Annotated in this window: 18 protein-coding genes; all 18 read right to left on the bottom strand. The window is 53.7% G+C overall.

The genetic code is table 11. The features are described from left to right. Positions 1 to 128: 128 nt before the first annotated feature. On the bottom strand, positions 129 to 1,922 hold the full coding sequence (locus ABD949_RS22850; RefSeq protein WP_345247330.1) for an efflux RND transporter periplasmic adaptor subunit: 1,794 nt from the start codon (positions 1,920 to 1,922) through the stop codon (positions 129 to 131). Continuing rightward, positions 1,919 to 3,346: a heavy metal-binding domain-containing protein gene (locus tag ABD949_RS22845; RefSeq protein ID WP_345247328.1), complete on the bottom strand. Its 1,428-nt coding sequence runs from the start codon at positions 3,344 to 3,346 to the stop codon at positions 1,919 to 1,921. Before ABD949_RS22845 ends, ABD949_RS22850 begins: the two co-directional genes overlap by 4 nt. Then, a complete protein-coding gene (locus tag ABD949_RS22840) occupies positions 3,324 to 4,742 on the bottom strand; it encodes a TolC family protein (RefSeq protein WP_345247327.1) in 1,419 nt (472 codons plus the stop codon). Before ABD949_RS22840 ends, ABD949_RS22845 begins: the two co-directional genes overlap by 23 nt. Next, on the bottom strand, positions 4,693 to 6,636 hold the full coding sequence (locus ABD949_RS22835) for an efflux RND transporter permease subunit (protein ID WP_345247326.1): 1,944 nt from the start codon (positions 6,634 to 6,636) through the stop codon (positions 4,693 to 4,695). Before ABD949_RS22835 ends, ABD949_RS22840 begins: the two co-directional genes overlap by 50 nt. 33 nt (positions 6,637 to 6,669) lie before the next feature. Beyond that, the gene (locus ABD949_RS22830) at positions 6,670 to 8,055 is read right to left on the bottom strand and encodes an efflux RND transporter permease subunit (RefSeq protein ID WP_345247325.1); all 1,386 of its coding nucleotides are present in this window, start codon (positions 8,053 to 8,055) and stop codon (positions 6,670 to 6,672) included. Between the two features lie 126 nt (positions 8,056 to 8,181). Continuing rightward, positions 8,182 to 8,421: a hypothetical protein gene (locus ABD949_RS22825; RefSeq protein ID WP_345247324.1), complete on the bottom strand. Its 240-nt coding sequence runs from the start codon at positions 8,419 to 8,421 to the stop codon at positions 8,182 to 8,184. 369 nt (positions 8,422 to 8,790) lie between these two features. Then, positions 8,791 to 9,018, bottom strand: coding sequence for a heavy-metal-associated domain-containing protein (locus ABD949_RS22820; RefSeq protein WP_345247322.1), 228 nt, complete (start codon positions 9,016 to 9,018; stop codon positions 8,791 to 8,793). Positions 9,019 to 9,158: 140 nt separating this feature from the next. Next, the gene (locus ABD949_RS22815; RefSeq protein WP_345247374.1) at positions 9,159 to 9,842 is read right to left on the bottom strand and encodes a phosphatidylserine decarboxylase family protein; all 684 of its coding nucleotides are present in this window, start codon (positions 9,840 to 9,842) and stop codon (positions 9,159 to 9,161) included. A 242-nt stretch (positions 9,843 to 10,084) separates the two neighbouring features. Beyond that, a complete protein-coding gene (locus ABD949_RS22810; RefSeq protein ID WP_345247321.1) occupies positions 10,085 to 10,438 on the bottom strand; it encodes a helix-turn-helix domain-containing protein in 354 nt (117 codons plus the stop codon). Positions 10,439 to 10,522: 84 nt separating this feature from the next. Next, a complete protein-coding gene (locus tag ABD949_RS22805; RefSeq protein WP_345247320.1) occupies positions 10,523 to 10,720 on the bottom strand; it encodes a hypothetical protein in 198 nt (65 codons plus the stop codon). A gap of 369 nt (positions 10,721 to 11,089) precedes the next feature. Beyond that, positions 11,090 to 11,656, bottom strand: a complete 567-nt coding sequence (locus ABD949_RS22800; protein ID WP_345247319.1) for an AraC family transcriptional regulator — start codon at positions 11,654 to 11,656, stop codon at positions 11,090 to 11,092. A gap of 43 nt (positions 11,657 to 11,699) precedes the next feature. Beyond that, positions 11,700 to 12,176: a DUF3347 domain-containing protein gene (locus ABD949_RS22795; protein ID WP_345247317.1), complete on the bottom strand. Its 477-nt coding sequence runs from the start codon at positions 12,174 to 12,176 to the stop codon at positions 11,700 to 11,702. A 55-nt stretch (positions 12,177 to 12,231) separates the two neighbouring features. Then, complete coding sequence (locus ABD949_RS22790) at positions 12,232 to 13,719, bottom strand: multicopper oxidase family protein (protein ID WP_345247316.1); 1,488 nt, start codon at positions 13,717 to 13,719, stop codon at positions 12,232 to 12,234. Continuing rightward, complete coding sequence (locus ABD949_RS22785) at positions 13,716 to 14,498, bottom strand: hypothetical protein (RefSeq protein ID WP_345247315.1); 783 nt, start codon at positions 14,496 to 14,498, stop codon at positions 13,716 to 13,718. Before ABD949_RS22785 ends, ABD949_RS22790 begins: the two co-directional genes overlap by 4 nt. A 6-nt stretch (positions 14,499 to 14,504) precedes the next feature. Further along, on the bottom strand, positions 14,505 to 15,212 hold the full coding sequence (locus ABD949_RS22780; RefSeq protein WP_345247314.1) for a DUF2231 domain-containing protein: 708 nt from the start codon (positions 15,210 to 15,212) through the stop codon (positions 14,505 to 14,507). Next, positions 15,209 to 15,862: a class I SAM-dependent methyltransferase gene (locus ABD949_RS22775; RefSeq protein ID WP_345247313.1), complete on the bottom strand. Its 654-nt coding sequence runs from the start codon at positions 15,860 to 15,862 to the stop codon at positions 15,209 to 15,211. The genes ABD949_RS22780 and ABD949_RS22775 overlap by 4 nt, the downstream gene beginning before the upstream one ends. A gap of 3 nt (positions 15,863 to 15,865) precedes the next feature. Next, complete coding sequence (locus ABD949_RS22770) at positions 15,866 to 16,732, bottom strand: DUF2911 domain-containing protein (protein WP_345247312.1); 867 nt, start codon at positions 16,730 to 16,732, stop codon at positions 15,866 to 15,868. Positions 16,733 to 16,743: 11 nt separating this feature from the next. Next, entirely contained in the window at positions 16,744 to 17,814 is a 1,071-nt protein-coding gene (locus tag ABD949_RS22765; protein ID WP_345247311.1) for a YncE family protein, read from the bottom strand. Positions 17,815 to 17,920: the final 106 nt, after the last annotated feature.

Raw genomic sequence — 17,920 nt, 5'->3', positions numbered from 1 at the left:
GATTTGCCGAGCGCACGGTTCCCCCTGTATGGCCGGGACCCAGCCGACCCTGCGTAAAATCCGTCATAGGTCCATTTCCTGTAAAACAGCAGTGGGTGACTCTACCGGTGAATCACCCACTACTTTACTTAATTTATGGTCTCCTTTGTTTCCCCACATGTCAGCATCTGTTCACCGAAATAAGGGTTGCGAATGGGCTTTTTATCGCTGAGCCAATACCCTCCTTTATTATTCTGGGCCATAGGACAGAACTGCCGGTATACCGGTTTGTCGGTCAGGCCAAACGTCTTGACGCTTTGATATAACCCTTCCTGGAACCGGGCAAAGGCGGCTCGTTGCTTTTCCAGCTCACCCTCGTTCCGAATCGCCACCAGGGCCGAATGCATAGCCTTTAGGTGGGACATCCATACGGTGTGCGCCTGACCAGCCAACTGCTTCATGTCCACCGCTGTCAGGGCCTTTTCAACTTCTTTTGCAGCCGTTTTAGTCTGTGTCGCATTCGAAGCCACGAAAGCCTCGGTTAAGACCAGGGAAGCTTCGTACACGCTCGTCAGCTGTTTTTTGAATGGATCAGGTACGTTATGGGTTTGGGCAGGTGGGGTCGCCTCTGCTACTGGTGTGGGGTTGCTCGCTGGCAATGCTGGAGGTTGACCCTCTTCTTCCAAATTTGCCGTAATGGGATTAACGCCCTTCTTTAGGATCAACTCGCTATACAGCAGGTACGCTCCTGACATAGCAATGGTTTCGTCGCCATTGAGGCCTTTCGTAATAGCGACCTGCTGATCCGTTTCGGTGCCGGTTTGCACCCGACGCGGTTGGAACGTCCCTTGTCCCGTCTGCACAAATACCACGGCCCCTTCTCCCCCCCGCACCACCGCATCGACCGGCAAAGTTAATTCACGCTGTACACCGTGCCGGAGCCTCACCCGCGCCTGCTGACCTGGCTGGAACCGCCCCCCCGGATTAGCCACTACCGCGCGCATCACCAGCACCTGACTGCCTGCCCGGTACTCCGGATTAATGAACGTTACCTGAGCGCTGAGAGGTGGTTCACCTTCGTGGCCTACGACTTGCACGGGTACTTTGTCGCCGACCTTCACGTAACGCGCTTCTCCGGCGTACAATTCGGCCTCCACCCAAAGTTGACCAAGATTGATCAGCCGGTAGAGCAACGCGCCCTCACCTACATATTGGCCTTCACTGACGGCAATTTCCATAACCGTCCCCCCGGCCGGAGCCACAAATGGAATCCGGGTTTGCACCGTACGACTGCGGGCCAATTGAGCAATCTGATCACCCGTCATGCCGTAAAGGCGAAGCTTCTGCTCGGCCGCCCGTCGAATCTCCTCATAGCGCGGCTCCTTCAGTTCTTCGGCTTGCCGCAGTGTTAGTAAGTATTCCTGTTGCTGAGTTAGCAGCGGTTCGCTGTAGATTTCGTAAAGCACCTGCCCCCGGCGAATGCGCTGGCCGGTTTCTTTAACGTACAACCGCTCGATACGTCCGGCTACGCGGCTGCTGATCACCTCGGTCTGCTCCTGATTAGCCGCCAAACGGGCGTTTAAGACGGTACTGTTGCCAATGCTGCCCCTAGCTACGGGTTGTACCCTCACATTGGCGAGTTGCATCTGGCTTTCACTCAGCATGATTTCCGTCGCTTTTGCTCCGGTTTTGGCTACGGGCACCAAGTCCATGCTGCAAATAGGGCAAGTACCCGGCGCACTTTGTACAATCTGAGGATGCATGGGGCAGGTGTACGTGGTACCTCCGGATTGGTCCGGGTCCTGATTATGCTGGTGATCATCGAGGGCAACCTGACTAGTATCGGTACCCTTGGAAGTAGTCGAGGCCCTGTCTCCCGACTGGCAAGCTGCATTGAGCATGACCAGCAGAGCAGCAGAGCCGTATATCCATTGTTTAATCATGGTTCTTGCTTGGGGGCTCCTGGGTTAACAAAACTTTCACTGTCTATTAAAAACTGGGCATTGCGGGCAATAACCTGCTCCGAAGTCAACCCTCCCGTAACCGACACGTACCCATCAGCTTGCGCACCTGTCTGGACCCGTACGGGCCGGAATATGCCCGATGTTCCTACGCCGGATGGTTGCTGTTGCACAAAGGCTACCTGCTCGTTACCTAGATCCAGAACGGCGGTAGCAGGTATCCAAAGCCCTTCTACACGAGACCGGCGAATGACGGCGCGCGCTAGTTGACCAACCCGCACAGCGCGATTTCCCGGTAAATAAGCCCGGATGGTTACAAACTGGCTCCCGTTTTCAAGGAACGGAACGACGAAACTCACCTTAGCCGGTAGCGGGGGCTGGTTCGTCTGATCGAACCGGATGGTGAGCCCGTCGCCTGGCCGGATGTGGGCCGCGTCACGGGCGTAGAGGCGGAACTCGGCCCATAAACGGCTGGGGTTTACAACCCGGAACAGGGTTTGTCCGGTCTGTACGTACTGACCCTCCCGGAGCAGCAACGACCCAGCGGCTGGCTCACCTCCAGGAGAAGGGGCCGGCGGAGAAAACGTAATCTCATCTACGCCGGAAGCCGTTCCTCCACTGCTCATGCTGCTTCCCATGCCGGCTGATTCGCCTCCCAGGTTCATGCCACCTCCCCCCATTCCGGTACCAGCCGGCGTGACAGCGGTCGGCGCGCCAGCCGACTCATTAGCGATGTAGCCATTATAGGGGCTAAACACCGCCAGGGAGTAGCTGGGCTTGCCGCTGCGGGCGAGGTCTGCAAGCTGGCTGTCGGTGACCCCCAGCAACCGAAGTTTCTGTTTGGCAGCGGTAATGAGGGCGGCATTACCCGCATCGGCGCTGAGCAGATACAGGAATTCCCGCTGGGCCGTGACAAGGTCAGGACTGTAAAGTTCAAGCAGCTTCTGCCCTTTGCGAATTGGCTGATATGCGTAACGAACGTACATTTTCTCGATGCGACCGCCAAACCGGGCGGGAATGGTGTACAACCGGCGGGTGTCGTAGGTAACGATCCCCGAGGCCTGCAACTGAATGGATTCACTGCGGCGCTGTGGTTGTACCGTGGCAATGTTCGCTACCACCACAGTGTTAGTAGGTTCTAGCAGGGCCTTCAACTCGGCAGTGGCCGCCAGACTATCCCCGGCGGCATGATTTTTTTTAACTAAGTCCATGCCGCAGATAGGACAGGCACCGGGTTGGTCCTGAATTATCTGCGGGTGCATGGGACAAGTCCAAACGTCGCCTTGTGCGTGCTGATGAGTTTCTTCCTTTCCCTGCCTACACGCACCAAGTCCTGCCAGCAGCAGGAGCAGCCAGACTCCTGCTAGTAGGCAGCCCCCCTCTTTACTTTTCCAGTTCTTTTTCATAGGTCACAAGCATGCGGTAGTAATCCTGCAGGCGGGTTAGGTAATCCATCTGGGTCATATTCAGCGTTTCCCAGGCATCGATGACCACGGGCAGTTCGCTTTTGTTCTGTTCGTAGGCAATAAGCTGGGTATCGTAACTTTTACGTAGGGTAGGGATCACCCGGCGTTCGTAATTGTCTAACTGAGCCTGTACCGCCCGAAGATCGGTTAGCATCTGAGCCACCATACCCTGGGTTTCGTTGAGCATACCTTCTCGTTCATATCGCATAGCCTCGATGTCCTGCTGCATGCCTTTAATTTCGGCTTTGTACATGCGTGAAGCCCAGGGCACAATGGGAATCGAGATCATGCCCATCAATGTAAACTGGGTCGGCATCATGCTTTTCGTACCGGCGAAGGGCTGCATATGGTCGAAGCGGACGCGGAAGTCGGGCCTGGTCTGGGCTTTCTGGGCTTCAATACCGGCCTGCATACTGAGAATCTGCCGGTCCATCCGTAAAATATCGGATCGGTGACGAGCCAACTCGTCGGTCGTCGGTACGGGCTGTACTGCTTCCACCGGACGATAGGTTGTGTCAATCCCAAACACTTCGGTCGTCGGCCGGTTCATCAGCGTGTTCAAGCCAATGCGTTTTCTGTCGATCTCAGCGTCCGTCATGATCACCATATTGTCCAGCTCATAAAGCCGTCCTTCGGCCTTGTAGACGTTGCCTAAGCTACCTTGCTGGTAGGGGTAGCGGATATCAGCTAACTTCTTCATCAGCTGCAGGATACGCCGGTTTTCAGCCAGTACCCGGCGTCGTTTTTCCAGCACCAGCCAATCGAAGTAGAGTTGCTTGGCGTCGGAGCGCAACCGGTTAAGCGTCACACCCCGTCCGGCTTCCTCCACGGCCGCTTTGGATTGTTGATAAACCTGCGTTGCCCGCTGTTTAAATGGATTGGGAATGTCCTGCTCAACCGACACCATGCCATAGCCCCGGTCCCGCTCGTCCATCACCATCTGCAGGGGGTAAGGGGCCATAAACGTTCCCAGGCCTACCATGGGAGCCATCCAACTCCGTGCCCCTTCTGCATAGGCCCGGGCGGCTGCCGCCCGGCTGCCGAAGGGTTTCAGTAGGGGGTTATTTTGATTAATCTGGGCCAGTACACTGTCTAAGGTCAGCACCCGCCCCAAAGGAGCGGTGGGGGTCGCTCGAACGGAGCCAGTGAGGCTGGTAGGTGACTTGGCGGTTGCGGAGGAGGAATCCACGCTAAGCTGACCCGGTCTGGGTTGGCCGGGTCGCGCCTGACCGGGTCGCGCCTGACCATAACCAAGGTGAGTCAACAGCAATGCCATCAGCAGCCAATTAATGCGACGCTTCCAGCACATCCAGTTTCCCAAATCGCTTGAGTTCATATTCTTTTGTCATTAAGAAAATTAAAGGTGTCACCAGCAAAATATGGGTGGAAGACGTGAGTACGCCACCAATCATCGGCAGGACAATGGGCAACATCACATCACTACCTACGCCCGATGCCCATAACACAGGCACCAGCCCGAATAAGGCCACCGACACGGTCATGATTTTGGGCCGCAACCGCTTGGTTGCCCCGTTAACGACGTATTCTTGTAACTCTTCCCGGCTGATGGTCTCTCGTGAGTTACCCCGCTTTTCCACCAATTGCTTCATGGCGTCGTTGAGGTAAATAACCATGACCACACCTGTTTCGACGGCAATGCCGAAGAGCGCGATGAAACCTACCGCGACGGCTACCGATAAGTTCACCCCGTAGAAATACACCATGTATGCTCCGCCAATAAGGGCAAAGGGTATGGTGATCAGGCTTAGAAACGCTTCGCGGGCGGAGTGAAAGGCTAAATACAACGAAAGAAAAATGATCACCAGCACAATTGGGGCGATTAACAGCAGCGTTCGTTTGCCCCGAATGAGATTCTCATACTGGCCGCTCCATTCCAAAAAATAGCCATTCGGTAGCTTTAGCTCCCGACCTACCTTATCGATTGCCTCCTCAACGGTGCTCCCCAGATCGCGGTCGCGCACGTTGAACATGACCGCCCCGCGCAGCAGGGCATTGTCCGAGGAGATCATCGGAGGACCGTCTTCAAATTTAATGGTGGCTACCGCCGACAGCGGGACCGTACCGAAACTGCCGGTTTGAAGGGGAATACGCCGGATGCGTTCCACACTGTTGCGGTAATCCTGCGCCAGCCGGACGTTGATGGAAAACCGTCGACGTCCTTCAATGGTCTGTCCAATGGGCGAGCCTCCGATGGCCGACTCCACTACACCATTAACATCCTCTACGCTTAACCCATACCGGCCCAGGGCGTCCCGGTTCACATCCACCGTCAGGTACTTACCACCCGTTACCGGCTCCACATAGAGGTCTTTGACGCCGGGTACACCTTCCAGGGCTGCCTTCACCTTTTCAGAGACGGCGTAGATGCTGTCGAGCGACTGACCATGCACCTTGATGCCGACATCGGTACGGATGCCCGTGGCCAGCATGTTAATGCGGTTGATGATGGGCTGCGTCCAGCCGTTAACGACGCCGGGAATCTGTAGTTTGGCATCCAATTCGTTGATGATATCTTTTTTGGTTAGTCCTTCCCGCCACTCCGACTTTGGCTTTAGCATAATAATGGTCTCAATCATGCTGATGGGGGAGTTATCGGTGGCGGTGCTGGCCCGGCCCGCTTTACCTAATACTTTCTCAACTTCCGGTACCGACTTGATAAGCTTATCCTGCACCTGCAGGATACGCTTGGCTTCGGCGTTGGAAACGTCGGGTAGCGTGACCGGCATGAACAGAATGGACTGCTCGTCCAGGGGCGGCATGAACTCCGAGCCCAGACTCAACAACATAGGCACACTAATAGCCAGTGCCAGCAGGTTGATGCCAAAGGTGGTTTTACGCCAGCGCATGACCCACCGGATTATGGGTTCATAAAGCCGCTCCAGTACCCGGTTAATGGGGTTAGCCTGTTCGTCCTTGAAGCGGCCTTTCATAAATAAGGATAGCATCACCGGAGCCAAGGTCACCACCAGCAGCGCGTCAACCAGCAGGATGAACGTTTTGGTCCAGGCCAGCGGGTGAAACAGCTTGCCCTCTTGTCCGGTCAGCAAAAACACCGGAAGGAAAGAGGTGATAATGATTACCGTTGAATAAAACACCCCCCGTGAGACCTGAATACTCGACCGCTCTATAATGGCGATCCGTTCTTCATCGGGAATCTCCACATAATTTTTGGGTCCATACCCGAAGAACCTTTTGATTTTTTTCCACATACGTTTGGCTTATTGGCGTAGTTAGCAGGCGATTTATGTTTGTTCGCTGGTGTGTTTTGGTTGTTTGTTGCCGTGGTTAGGCCCCAACTTGCCATTGGCACCGACCGGGTCTCCGGTTTGCCCAAGCCCGTCGTTCGCCGGACGTGTGGCGGTTAATTCAGCTTGACGGGTCGCTAAGTTCTTATAGGCATTTTCGGCCATGATAATCCCGTTGTCGACAATGACGCCAATGGCTAGCGCAATCCCTGTCAGCGACATAATGTTAGAAGAAATTCCAAAGGCATTGAGCAATATAAAGCTGGTGGCGATGGTAATCGGAATTTGAATAATGATACTGATAGCACTCCGCCAGTGCAGCAGAAATACAAGCACGACCAGTGAAACGACAATCATCTCCTCGAGTAACGTATGCTGAATGGACGCTACTGATTCCTGAATCAGGCCACTGCGGTCGTAAACAATATTGAATTTGACTCCTTCGGGTAGGCCCCTGGCTACCTCTTCCATCTTCTTCTTTACATTACCGATGACCTCATCGGCATTTTCGCCGTAGCGCATCACGACAATGCCACCAACCGCTTCACCCTGCCCATTAAGGTCAAATATGCCCAGCCGGGTTTCACCTGTCATCTGCACGGTGGCTACGTCGGTCACCCGTATAGGTACACTGTTAATCGTTTGAAGGGGAATATTCCCAATCTGCTCGACGGATTGCAGATAGCCTGTCGTTTTAATGATGTAACCGATGCCACTCAGTTCGAACTTTCGTCCGCCGGCTTCGTTGTTGTTGGCGCGAATGGCTCCAATTACCTGGGGCACGGACAGTCCGTAGTAGGTCAATTTATTGGGGTCCAGCGTAACTTGGTACTGTTTCTGAAAGCCGCCAAAAGAGGCAATCTCCGCTACACCTGCAACGTTCTGCAACCCAAATTTGACGTACCAATCCTGAATGGCCCGCTGCTCACCGAGGTCTAAGCCGGGTGCATCGAGGGTGTACCAAAGGATGTGTCCCACGCCGGTGCCGTCGGGACCCAGCGTCGGCGAAACCCCATCCGGCAGCAGCCGGGCCGCGTAGTTGAGTCGCTCCAGCACCCGCTCTCTGGCCCAATAGACCTCTGTGTCGTCGTTGAAGATAACATAGACAAAGCTCATACCGAACATCGACGTACCCCGGACGTATTTTACCTGGGGCAACCCCTGAAGGTTGGTCACCAACGGGTAGGTGATCTGGTCTTCAATGAGTTGTGGACTACGTCCCATCCATTCGGTAAAGACGATGACCTGATTCTCCGAGAGATCGGGTATCGCGTCAATCTTGCCGGTCCTCACCGAATAAACACCCCAGCCGAACAAGCCGGCGGCGATCAGTAGGACCAGAAAGCGGTTACGAATTGAGAATTTGATTAGGCTCTCAATCATTAGAAAAAGATTTTATGAACTGTTTTAGATATTGCTTATACGGGAGTAACTCTCCGGCGAATAAAATGGCGTAAAAAGGCCATCCTCTGTCGAGAAGCCTACCTTATTAACCAGCCAGCATAAACATCAGATAAGCAGCACGCGCAGACGCAGGAAGAGATCGCGCTCGAAGGGAAAAGAAGCGTAGGTATGAACGAGTCTATTACCTACTTGATGAACAGCCACCAGATAAGACCAAAGCCACCGATGGTACAGCCCTACAGGAAGGGAGGAGGTACCCAGGTCTTCCGAGGGGGCCACTATTGTTTTGACCGGGGCGGTGTTGACTAGAATTGTATTGGACGAACAGGCGGCCAACGGGCACATAGCATCTGAAGCCGGTTTTTCGTGGGCGGCCCCAGAATGGGAAGGCCTCGGGCAGCAACAGGTAGAGGTTTTTGCAGTATGCTCCTGACAGTGCTCACTGTCAGGCAACCGAAAGCCTGAGAGTACCACCGTTAGCCAGAGTACCCAACTTACCAGTGCTATGTTCTTGATTATCCGCACCAATGGCTGTTTAAAGCAGAATTGAAGAAGTACAAAATTAAGATTATAATACTAGGAAGCAGTTATAAAATTCAGGTGGATTTATTGTAAAATAATAGTGGATCCTTCTCGTCAAAGGGCAAAACAAACATAAACCAGCCTCCAGCACAGAGCCAAACTTGGTTGCTGAAGGCTGGTTTATGGAGGTAATTAGCTTAATCGCTCGGCTTTATACCCCGCCCGCTGAACCGCCTGCTGCACTTGTTCCGGTGAAACATCAGTTGCCTCTACGGTGAGGACCTTATCCGGACTGGCCGTGTCCACCCGCCAGTTGTCCGGGCCCACTGCTTCGTTTAAAAAGGGGGTAACGGTAGCAATGCAGCCACCACACTTAATATTGGTTTTAAGCCGAATCGGAGATTGTGTTGTCGTTTCCATGATGTTCATTTTTTACGGGATAATTTAGGACAAAGATCACCGCCAGGTGGGATTCGTCTGTTACACAATTTCGGAGAAGGCTTGTAAAATCTATAGCCTACTACGTACAGCGATCCACTTACCCCTCGTTGCGGTGGCCCCTATCGATTCGGGTTGTTTGTCCAAGAGGCCTCCGGCAATTCCGCCAGTACGGTTACCCCTCCCTGGGTTTTCTCCCCGATTTGAACCTTAATGACTGCATCCAACGGCAGGAACACATCGATGCGGGAACCGAACTTGATAAAACCCAGTTCGGCTCCCTGCTCTACGGCTTGCCCTTCTTTGACGTACCAGACAATCCGGCGGGCCACAGCCCCGGCAATCTGGCGCAGCAGCACCTCTATACCATTAGCCAATTGCAGCACAATGGTGGTTCGCTCATTTTCGGTGCTGGATTTGGGATGCCAGGCCACCAGGTACTTGCCCGGAAAATACCGGAAGTACCGAACCGTGCCCGTTATAGGATGGAAATTAACATGCACATTCAGCGGCGACATGAAGATAGAAACCTGCCGCCGCCGGCTGTTGAAATACTCGCTTTCGGTAGTTTCTTCAATAACCACCCCGGTGCCGTCAGCCGGGGCAATCACCTGCTTGTTATGCCGGGACAGGGTCCGGTGCGGCACACGGAAAAACTGCACAATCAAGCCAAAAAGAAGTAGGCTGATGACCAGGGAAAGAATGGTCGTTGACGTATTCGGAAACCAGTACAAATAACCGATCACATTGAATATCAGCAATACTACAGCGGTAATCAGGATAAGTTTATACCCTTCACGATGAATGTGCCTAAGCGCGGTAGAGATGGTAACTAATTGAATCGGTTGGGTAGGTGGTCTGGATAACAAGCCTGATTAACCGGTAGCCCACCTAGTGGGTTTACTCCGCTACCGACGATTAACCCTCCGTGCTTTTGTCGATGTGTCCTTATGAATAGCCGATTGGGGACTCTTGGGCACTGGCCACTTGGCTGAGGGCCACAACGGTGGAATTCACCCGGCTGTACTGAATCCCTTCCTGAGAACCTTTATTGACATTTGGAATGGACAATCAGGGGTACCGTATCCTGCGACATAGTAACCAGGTACGGACTTGGTTGATGTCGAACGGCCCGTAACGCCAGAAAATGATCGGGTGGCAGACCTCGTTCCGCCACTAAATGTGTTCCCAGGTGATGTTCATCGTGATAACCCGTCTGCCGGGCAATCTCCCCAACGGAATCGGTGGTGTAGACTAACCGCTCAATGGCTTTATCTATCCGTTGCTGGAGCACATAGCGACGCAACGTAATACCTTCAACGCCTAAAAATAATCGATTAAGCCGCTGGGCAGAACACCCTGTTTGCTGGCAGAGGAGCTGGATACAGCTTCGTAACGACATAGATTGTCGCTCCAAGGTGTCCTGTACTAAATGCTTAATCTGGCTACTCAACTGCTGGTCAAAATCATCTAGCACATCAACTCCCTAGGCGTCCAGTACCTCCTCCAAATCAGCTACTAACGTTCGCTGGCTCACGGTAATGTGGCCAGGGCAAATCCCTATCACCTCAATCCCGGCGTCCCCAAGTTCCCGCCGGACATGATGAATTAACCCGGCGTTGGTCAGTCCTCTCACCGCTACCGTAACCATGCCCACATTCCCACGTACTATATGCGTGTCCATGGAACAAATATGCCTGATTAGAGCGGGATTTTACTTACAAAATTTTTGGTCTAGTTTACAGATTTTTGTGTCGTCATGCCAGAGATTGCCTAAGTTGGTAACGGTAACTCCTCCTTTCCACCGGGTGGTTCCGGTGTTTTCCAAAAAATCGTAAAAAGGCTCCCGTTGCTGTGGCTCTCCAGGGGTAGTGCTGTCCGGGCACCGTAGCAAATAAATATGATGAAACCTACCTATATTAAGTGGCATAAAAAGGGAATACAACCGCCTGAAAACGAATGCTCCGTCTGAGGATAATCGACCTTTCTAAACACAAAGCGGCTGGGTCAGATCCCTTAACCAGCCGCTTGCTTTTCCAAGTCAATAAATGCGTTAAATCCAGTCCAGCGGGTTCCGATCAGGCGCATTCAGGTCGCGGTATGTGGCCGGCGTCATACCCGTCACCTGTTTAAATTGATTGGAAAGGTAAGATAAGCTACTGTAGCCTAACTGAGTGGCAATCTCCCGAATGGGTAGTTCGCGATAGCTTAGCAATTCCTTAGCCCGTTCAATGCGCTGCAAAATCCAGAACCGCTCAATGGTCAGGTGTTCCGTCGTCGAGAAGAGGTGGCTCAGATGGGCATAGTCCATGTTCAACTGCTGGGATAAGTACTCGGACAAGGTAATGTTCAATTTAGCCACCTGTCCACTCTGAATGAGTTCAATAATCAGCGTTTTAATCTGATTAACCAGACGAGCCGTCCGGTCAGTCAGCAGCTCAAACCCCTGTGCCTCCAGGCCTTCTTCAATAGCTGCCAGCTCAATCTGGTTGCGTTCCACGGTAGCCCGGCCCAACTCAACCTGACGGACGATGTATCCCTGTCGTTCGAGTTCCTGACGTACTGCCCGCACACAGCGGTCACAAACCATATTTTTAATGTGAAGCTCCTGAATGGCCATAAGCTATGCGTGTTTCGTCCCCACCCTTCGAATGGGGCCTTCTTTAGATTTCTTCTTTCACCGACCCACACTTGAGCATTTTGTCGCCATAATAGGGGTTACGGACTTCCTTTTTGTCACTTAGCCAGGAGGCACCTTTACCGCCGGCAGCCATCGGGCAGTACTGCACATACGCCTTCGCGGGTTTGGTAGCCTTAGCCAGCGCAATCATGTTGGTGGAAAGCGCCTCAAACTGCTCGCGCTGTAGGTCGACATCGGTGGTTTTGCTGATGGCCGACGCTTTGGCTTTAGCCGTAGCCAAGGCTTTTTTGGCAGCCGCTGACAGCTTAGCGGCATCAACTTTGTTTAGCGCAGCCGTTAACGTGGCCGCCTGAGTCTTTGCTTTGGTGGCATCCGTAGCGATCAGGGCATCTTTTACGGCATAATACGTGGTTAATGCAGGAGCGGTGTTTTGGGCCCAGGTACTAGCTACCGTAGCCAGCGAGAGACCCAGCGCTGCCGCGAAACGAGTGATTTTCATGGTTGTATTGATTAGTTTAATTAAAAAATTAAGTGAATTCACAGGTAATCAGCCGTTAGCTGACTCGGAAGTTGAGCATCATACCATCGTCCTCGTGCTCGAGGTTATGGCAATGAGCGACAAATAGTCCTGGCTTGTCAAACCGGCAGATGACCCGTACCCGCTCACCGGGCATGACCAGGACGGTGTCCTTCCAGCCCTTCTCATTGGCAAATAGGGTATTACGGCCTCCCACGCGACTCAAAACCTGAAAAAAGGTACTGTGCAGGTGCATCGGGTGCGGCTCATCACCTTTGTTATCGAAATCCCAAATCTCGGTGTCACCCAGTTTGACAGTTTCGTCAATTCGGTCCATGCTGTACACCTTACCGTTGATGGTATGCATGCCTTTCATGTTACCCATGTTCATGTTACCCATGTTCATGCCAATGCTGAAGGAACGGGACTTTGCGACCGCTGCTGTTGATAAGGTGGTTATCGTTGCCAGCGAAGCGGGCATCTGAAACGAATCCGTCTCTGCTTTATCGACCCTAAATTTGAGGATGTTAAACGCTTGTTTTCCCTGGGCGGAAGCTCCGGGGAACGTATTACTTTTCAGATAGAGTTCCGTACCCACCGGTAGTTTGCTGAAATCCACCAGCAGGTCGGCCCGCTCACCGGGTGATAGCAGCAGGGCAGTAACCGCTTCCGGGGTGGGCAAAAGCCCACCATCGGTGCCGATAACCCAGAAAGGAGCCTCGTTGCTCAGCGCCAAATTATAGATACGTCCATTGGAGCCGTTCACGACCCGCATCCGGTACATGCGCGTTGCCACGGGATGAAAAGCGCCCCCCACGCCATTGACGGTAATGGTTTCACCCATAAAGCCCATCATTACATCCTGCATGGTGGGTGTGTATTGGGGCGATCCTGTACCGTCTAACCGTTTATCCTGAATGATCAGGGGAAGTTCATAACTTCCCGACGGTAGATTAAGCGCCCGTTCGGTAGGCGTCTCCACAATGATCATCCCGGCTAGACCCAGGTAGGCCTGCCGGGCGGTTTTTTCGTGCGGATGGGGATGGTACCAGGCCGTGCTGGCGGCCTGATTGATTCGGAATGTATACGGAAAGGACTCCCCCGCCCGCACTACCTGAGCGGGATGTCCGTCCATCTCGGCGGGTACTAAAAGTCCATGCCAGTGAATGTTCGAGTCTTCACTGAGGTTGTTGCTAAACCGGAAGGTAACCTCTGAACCGCTTTGCACCCGAAGGGTGGGTCCCAAAATACCATTCCGGTATCCCAGTACACGGGCATTTTTGCCCGGCAAAATGGCTTCGGTCCCTGATTTAGCGGTCAACTGGGCACTTCCCGTTACTGTTTCGGGAAACCGAAGCGGCGTTGTGAATGGGGTTTCCTTTACGGCGGGTCCCATACCCTCCATATCCGGCATCATGTCGATATCCGACATATCATGGTTATTGCAACCCGTCAGCAGGGCGGTACCCGTCAGCGAAGCAACCGCGCCCCAGCCCACTGTTTTTAAAAAGTGCTGTCGATTCATTGTCGATTCGGAATAGGTTTTCTGGAATTAGGCCGTTGGCGCCTAAACCGGGGTGAGGAAACAAAATACAAGGCAAAGCCCGACAGGATCGTTAGCAGCCCCAACCCCGAAAAAGCGCGGAGCAGTCCGTTGTTGATGTTGTCACGGCCCTGGTAATCCATCGTATGCAGCATCCACAGCCAATCGAACATTCGCCACGGATCGGTGCGTATGCTCTGCACGGTGCCAAGCTGGGCCGCGACATAAATCGTGGCGTGAGCGGGCTGCCGAAAGGTAACGGCATAGGCGGGCAGCGGTTTGGCTCGGTACTCGTGATGAGGGTCTGTCGCCATCAGATACTCGACCCGCTCCACCGCGGATGATCCGGCAAAGCGCCGTTGGGCCAGGCGAGTCGCCTCCCCTTTAGTCAACTCGTTGCGTAACTGCCCCGTGCGGGCATCGGCTAACTGCGTGTACGTTCTGGCATGGCCATGACCATCCTGCGTCCGGTAAGTCAATTGGTAGATGGGCTGTCCCAGCACGTCAATAAGCTGAAGGCCCATAATGGAATCAATACCGGCCCGACGACGCAGGATCTCCAGCGGAACCGACGGCGATACCAGCGCCCCCTGAAGCGGTAATGCCCCAGGAGGACGTTTCATCGGATCGCCATGGATATCGTCGAGATTCGACCAGCTGAAGTAAAGCCCGCCTACCGTCCAAAACAGAAACTGAACGCCAATCAGTACACCGAGATAGCGGTGCGTTTTCCGGATGCGCCAATGCCAGCTTCGCTTCATGCTCATCTAGGGTGTTTCCGGATGTTTGTGCTCGCGTAATTTACCGTCGGCATGGCCTTCTTCGTGCTGCTCCAGGTAGGCACCCCGTGGACCGATACCAAACTGGTACGTTAAGGCTGCTCCCTGGTGGCCCGCCAGGGCGACGGTAATCCCGGCACCTACCAGCGCTACCGCTGCTAACCCTTCCAGCCATTTCACCGGTCGCCACAACGTCCCTGCTTTAAGCAGCGTACCGGCCAGGCCGAGCCACTGGGTATAGAAGGCGTACGCTTCGTGGGACTCCAGAGCAAGTTGAGCGGCATCGCTCAGGCCATCGGTATGCGGATGGACGAGGGTACTGGCCACGTAAGCCCCCACGGTTCCCCCGGCGGCCAACACGACGGTGAGCCAGTTGAGTGGGTCCGAGGGTTTGATGAGCACGACTACTTGTAACAACGCCGTCAGGATCAACAAGGCAATCGGGGCGTGTACCACCAGCGGGTGATAGGTCGGATAATCCGCCAGCGGGGCCGGCATGGGAGCCATTTCCTGCACCCGTTCCATGTTTAGGCTGTCGGCTACCGTGCCTATTGACGCTGCCCTCCGCAAGGAGTCCAGCCGGGCGGAATCCGACTTGGCGCGAGCTTTCTTTTTCTTATGGTCATCATGCGCAAAACCAACTTGGATAGTTACCAGAAAAAGTATCAGAAGCCAGCGTAGGCGTATCTGTTTCATCGGATGGCATGAAAAATCGCCAGGGTACCGAAAAGGGTATTCACCTGGCCGGTTGGAAAGATCTTTTTAAAACCATTATCGTACAGCAGGTTGGGCAGCCGCCCTTGCACATGGGCCTGGGTGGTGTCAAATCCATCGAACAGCTGCAAACCCAGAAATAAGAGCCGCATCAGCTCATTGGCCGGCTTTCCCCAATCCGCCAACGCCAGCTCACCGCCCGGCCTCAATACCCGATGCATCTCCCGGATAGTTTGCTGTTTGTCGGAGTCCGACAGGTGGTGGAGCAGCAGGCTACAGGTAACGATATCCATGCTTTGGCTGGGGTACGGTAAGTCCGTTGCCAGCCCATACTCAAATAGCACCGGGCGGTGAGCCTCTAGCTGCTTCTGACGGGCCAACGCCAGCACCCGGGCATCTCCATCCATACCGAAAATACAGGCCTCAGGAAAAAGCACCCGAAGTTGTAATGCCTGCGTACCGGTGCCGCAGCCTACATCCAGTACCTGGCGGGGCTGCCGTTGCCGGAGCGGCTCCAACAACATCGTCCGAAACCGAGATTCCCGCATGGTGAGGGCCATTATGCGATCATAAAACGGCGTAAGGCCGTTCCACCGCAGGGCTGGTTTATAGACGGAAGTTTCGGGTTTCATGGCCTATAGCTTTTTCTCCCATTCGGCGATCAGCCGGTTGTTCAACGTTACATAGTCCAGAAACTTCTCCTGTTGAGCCGCCTGGGCGGATTGGCGAGCCGCCTCAATCGCTCCTTTAAAATGGCCCGACTGGGCCAGCAACTTGGCTTGCAGATGAAGGTAGTTGAAGGCGGGCTTTAGCTGTACCGCCTTGGTGGCCCACTCCAGGGCCTGCCGGGTGTCTTTCTGCTGATCAAAGTAGTACAGGGCCGCCTGGTAATACAGACTAGGGCTGTTTTCCTTCTTGACATTAATCCAGTCCGCGATCTCCGCGGTGATCCGTTCATCGGCGTTGCTCACCACCGGAAAACGTACGGATGTATTTGCCCAGTTCAGGTAGAGGTTAGCCTGGTTGTGTACTAAATCCTGCACCTCAATAGTAAAGGTTTCGTAAAATCGCAAAGACGAATCTTGCTTTACAGTGAACCGCAGCACATCGTTTTTCTCTTCGTAGCCATCGGTGCCGTGGCCACCCACATGCTTGTTGAAGATGATCGTCCACTGCTGAGGAGCAGGAATGGTAAACAGCGAGTAGCTGCCCGCCGGCAGCGGTTTACCGGCAATAGTGACAGGGTCCGAGAAGGTCACAATGGTCGCCTCCGAGGCTCCCGTACGCCACAGTTTTCCCCAGGGTACTAATCCCCCAAAGGTCGTTCTCCCTTTCACGGCCGGGCGGGAGTAGCTTATTTTTACGTCTGTAAAGCCAATCTTCTGCTGTACGGTAGCCGATGGACTGGGTTCCGGTAGGTTTAGTTGAGCAAACCCGGAAAAGCCAGTGAACACCAAACTGGTAACTAAGCCGAGAGTCCACTGATGATTTTTCTTCTTCATAAGGTGTCTACTTAAAATTTCAATACGATACCGTTAGGCTTTTTACCCACGGCCACATCTTTAATCTTGGTCCGGTTCTTGGTGTCCAGGATGGACACGGTAGCGGCTCCCTGGTTGGTCACATAGGCCGTTAGACCATCTTTGGAAAAGGCGATAGCATGGGCATCCAGGCCGGTCACGATCTCGGCCGATTGGCGCCAAGCTCCTCCACTCCGCCCAAAAATGACTACTTTATTACCCGAGCCGGCCTGACTCACCCATAGCTCGTTGGTGACGGAATTATACGCGGCATAACCGGGTGTGAAGCCAAGGGGTAGGGTTTCTACCACCCGAAGCGAGGCCGGGTCGATAACCGAAATGCTTTGTCCTTTCTCGTTATCGACATACATCTTACCATCCGCGCCGGGCCAGGCTCCGACGGGGTCTTCTCCCACCGGAATCGTTTTGACCACTATTTTGTCGGTGACCCGAACCACACTTACGCTGCTTTCTTCCCCATTGGCCACAAACGCGAACTGGCCATCAGCGGTAAACGTTACTTCAGCCGGCTGTTTGCCAACAGGAATTTCTTTCTTTAGCTGATAGGTGTTGGCATCATAAACCAGCACTTTACCCGCATCCTGCATGCTGGTGGTCCATAGTTCCGTGCCGTCCGGAGAAAAAGCGGCATTGTGATTCATCGCCGGTAGCTCCTGGTTCTTCAGCGTTTCGCCGTTCTGGCTGTCCAGCACGACCAGGCGACCTTTCATGCCGGCCATGCCTCCCGCGTGACCACCGCTTAAATCCATGCCCGGTACCCCGATACTTAGCCGGCTTCCGTTGGGGGAAAGCGAAATATGATGGGGCCACATGATCATGCCACTCATAGCACTGCCTGAGTGACTCATAGAAGGATTTCCCAAGACGATGGTTTCCCGGACTTGCTGGCTGGACAGGTCTATAACCGATAAGGAGTTGCTTTCACCATTGACCACATAAGCGGCCGGATAGGTAATGGCTAATTTGGGCTGCGTGCTGTCCATATTGTGGTTCATGCAGCCGGCCAACGGTAACGCCAAGGCGATACACCAAATTTTTTTCATGGCAGTTTGAATAAGAAATAATTGGAAGAAAGCTGTTAGTTGTAACGGAACACGAATCCAGGCCGGGTGAAACGCCGACCGACAAGGAACAAATGTGCTTTACACA

This window comes from Nibrella saemangeumensis (genome assembly GCF_039541915.1).
GTDB classification, from domain to species: Bacteria; Bacteroidota; Bacteroidia; order Cytophagales; family Spirosomataceae; genus Nibrella; species Nibrella saemangeumensis.
The sequence above is the reverse complement of the archived record's forward strand: the minus strand, read 5'-3'. Positions and strand labels throughout refer to the sequence as shown.

Excerpts from the sequence above, each read along its gene's own strand:
- ABD949_RS22775 (WP_345247313.1), bottom strand. The coding sequence starts at position 15,862 with ATGAAACCCGAAACTTCCGTCTATAAACCAGCCCTGCGGTGGAACGGC.
- ABD949_RS22850 (WP_345247330.1), bottom strand. The coding sequence starts at position 1,922 with ATGATTAAACAATGGATATACGGCTCTGCTGCTCTGCTGGTCATGCTC.
- ABD949_RS22835 (WP_345247326.1), bottom strand. The coding sequence starts at position 6,636 with ATGTGGAAAAAAATCAAAAGGTTCTTCGGGTATGGACCCAAAAATTAT.
- ABD949_RS22780 (WP_345247314.1), bottom strand. The coding sequence starts at position 15,212 with ATGAAACAGATACGCCTACGCTGGCTTCTGATACTTTTTCTGGTAACT.
- ABD949_RS22790 (WP_345247316.1), bottom strand. The coding sequence starts at position 13,719 with ATGAATCGACAGCACTTTTTAAAAACAGTGGGCTGGGGCGCGGTTGCT.
- ABD949_RS22805 (WP_345247320.1), bottom strand. The coding sequence starts at position 10,720 with ATGGACACGCATATAGTACGTGGGAATGTGGGCATGGTTACGGTAGCG.
- ABD949_RS22795 (WP_345247317.1), bottom strand. The coding sequence starts at position 12,176 with ATGAAAATCACTCGTTTCGCGGCAGCGCTGGGTCTCTCGCTGGCTACG.
- ABD949_RS22785 (WP_345247315.1), bottom strand. The coding sequence starts at position 14,498 with ATGAAGCGAAGCTGGCATTGGCGCATCCGGAAAACGCACCGCTATCTC.
- ABD949_RS22840 (WP_345247327.1), bottom strand. The coding sequence starts at position 4,742 with ATGAACTCAAGCGATTTGGGAAACTGGATGTGCTGGAAGCGTCGCATT.
- ABD949_RS22800 (WP_345247319.1), bottom strand. The coding sequence starts at position 11,656 with ATGGCCATTCAGGAGCTTCACATTAAAAATATGGTTTGTGACCGCTGT.
- ABD949_RS22770 (WP_345247312.1), bottom strand. The coding sequence starts at position 16,732 with ATGAAGAAGAAAAATCATCAGTGGACTCTCGGCTTAGTTACCAGTTTG.
- ABD949_RS22845 (WP_345247328.1), bottom strand. The coding sequence starts at position 3,346 with ATGAAAAAGAACTGGAAAAGTAAAGAGGGGGGCTGCCTACTAGCAGGA.
- ABD949_RS22820 (WP_345247322.1), bottom strand. The coding sequence starts at position 9,018 with ATGGAAACGACAACACAATCTCCGATTCGGCTTAAAACCAATATTAAG.
- ABD949_RS22825 (WP_345247324.1), bottom strand. The coding sequence starts at position 8,421 with ATGTGCCCGTTGGCCGCCTGTTCGTCCAATACAATTCTAGTCAACACC.
- ABD949_RS22810 (WP_345247321.1), bottom strand. The coding sequence starts at position 10,438 with ATGTCGTTACGAAGCTGTATCCAGCTCCTCTGCCAGCAAACAGGGTGT.
- ABD949_RS22830 (WP_345247325.1), bottom strand. The coding sequence starts at position 8,055 with ATGATTGAGAGCCTAATCAAATTCTCAATTCGTAACCGCTTTCTGGTC.
- ABD949_RS22765 (WP_345247311.1), bottom strand. The coding sequence starts at position 17,814 with ATGAAAAAAATTTGGTGTATCGCCTTGGCGTTACCGTTGGCCGGCTGC.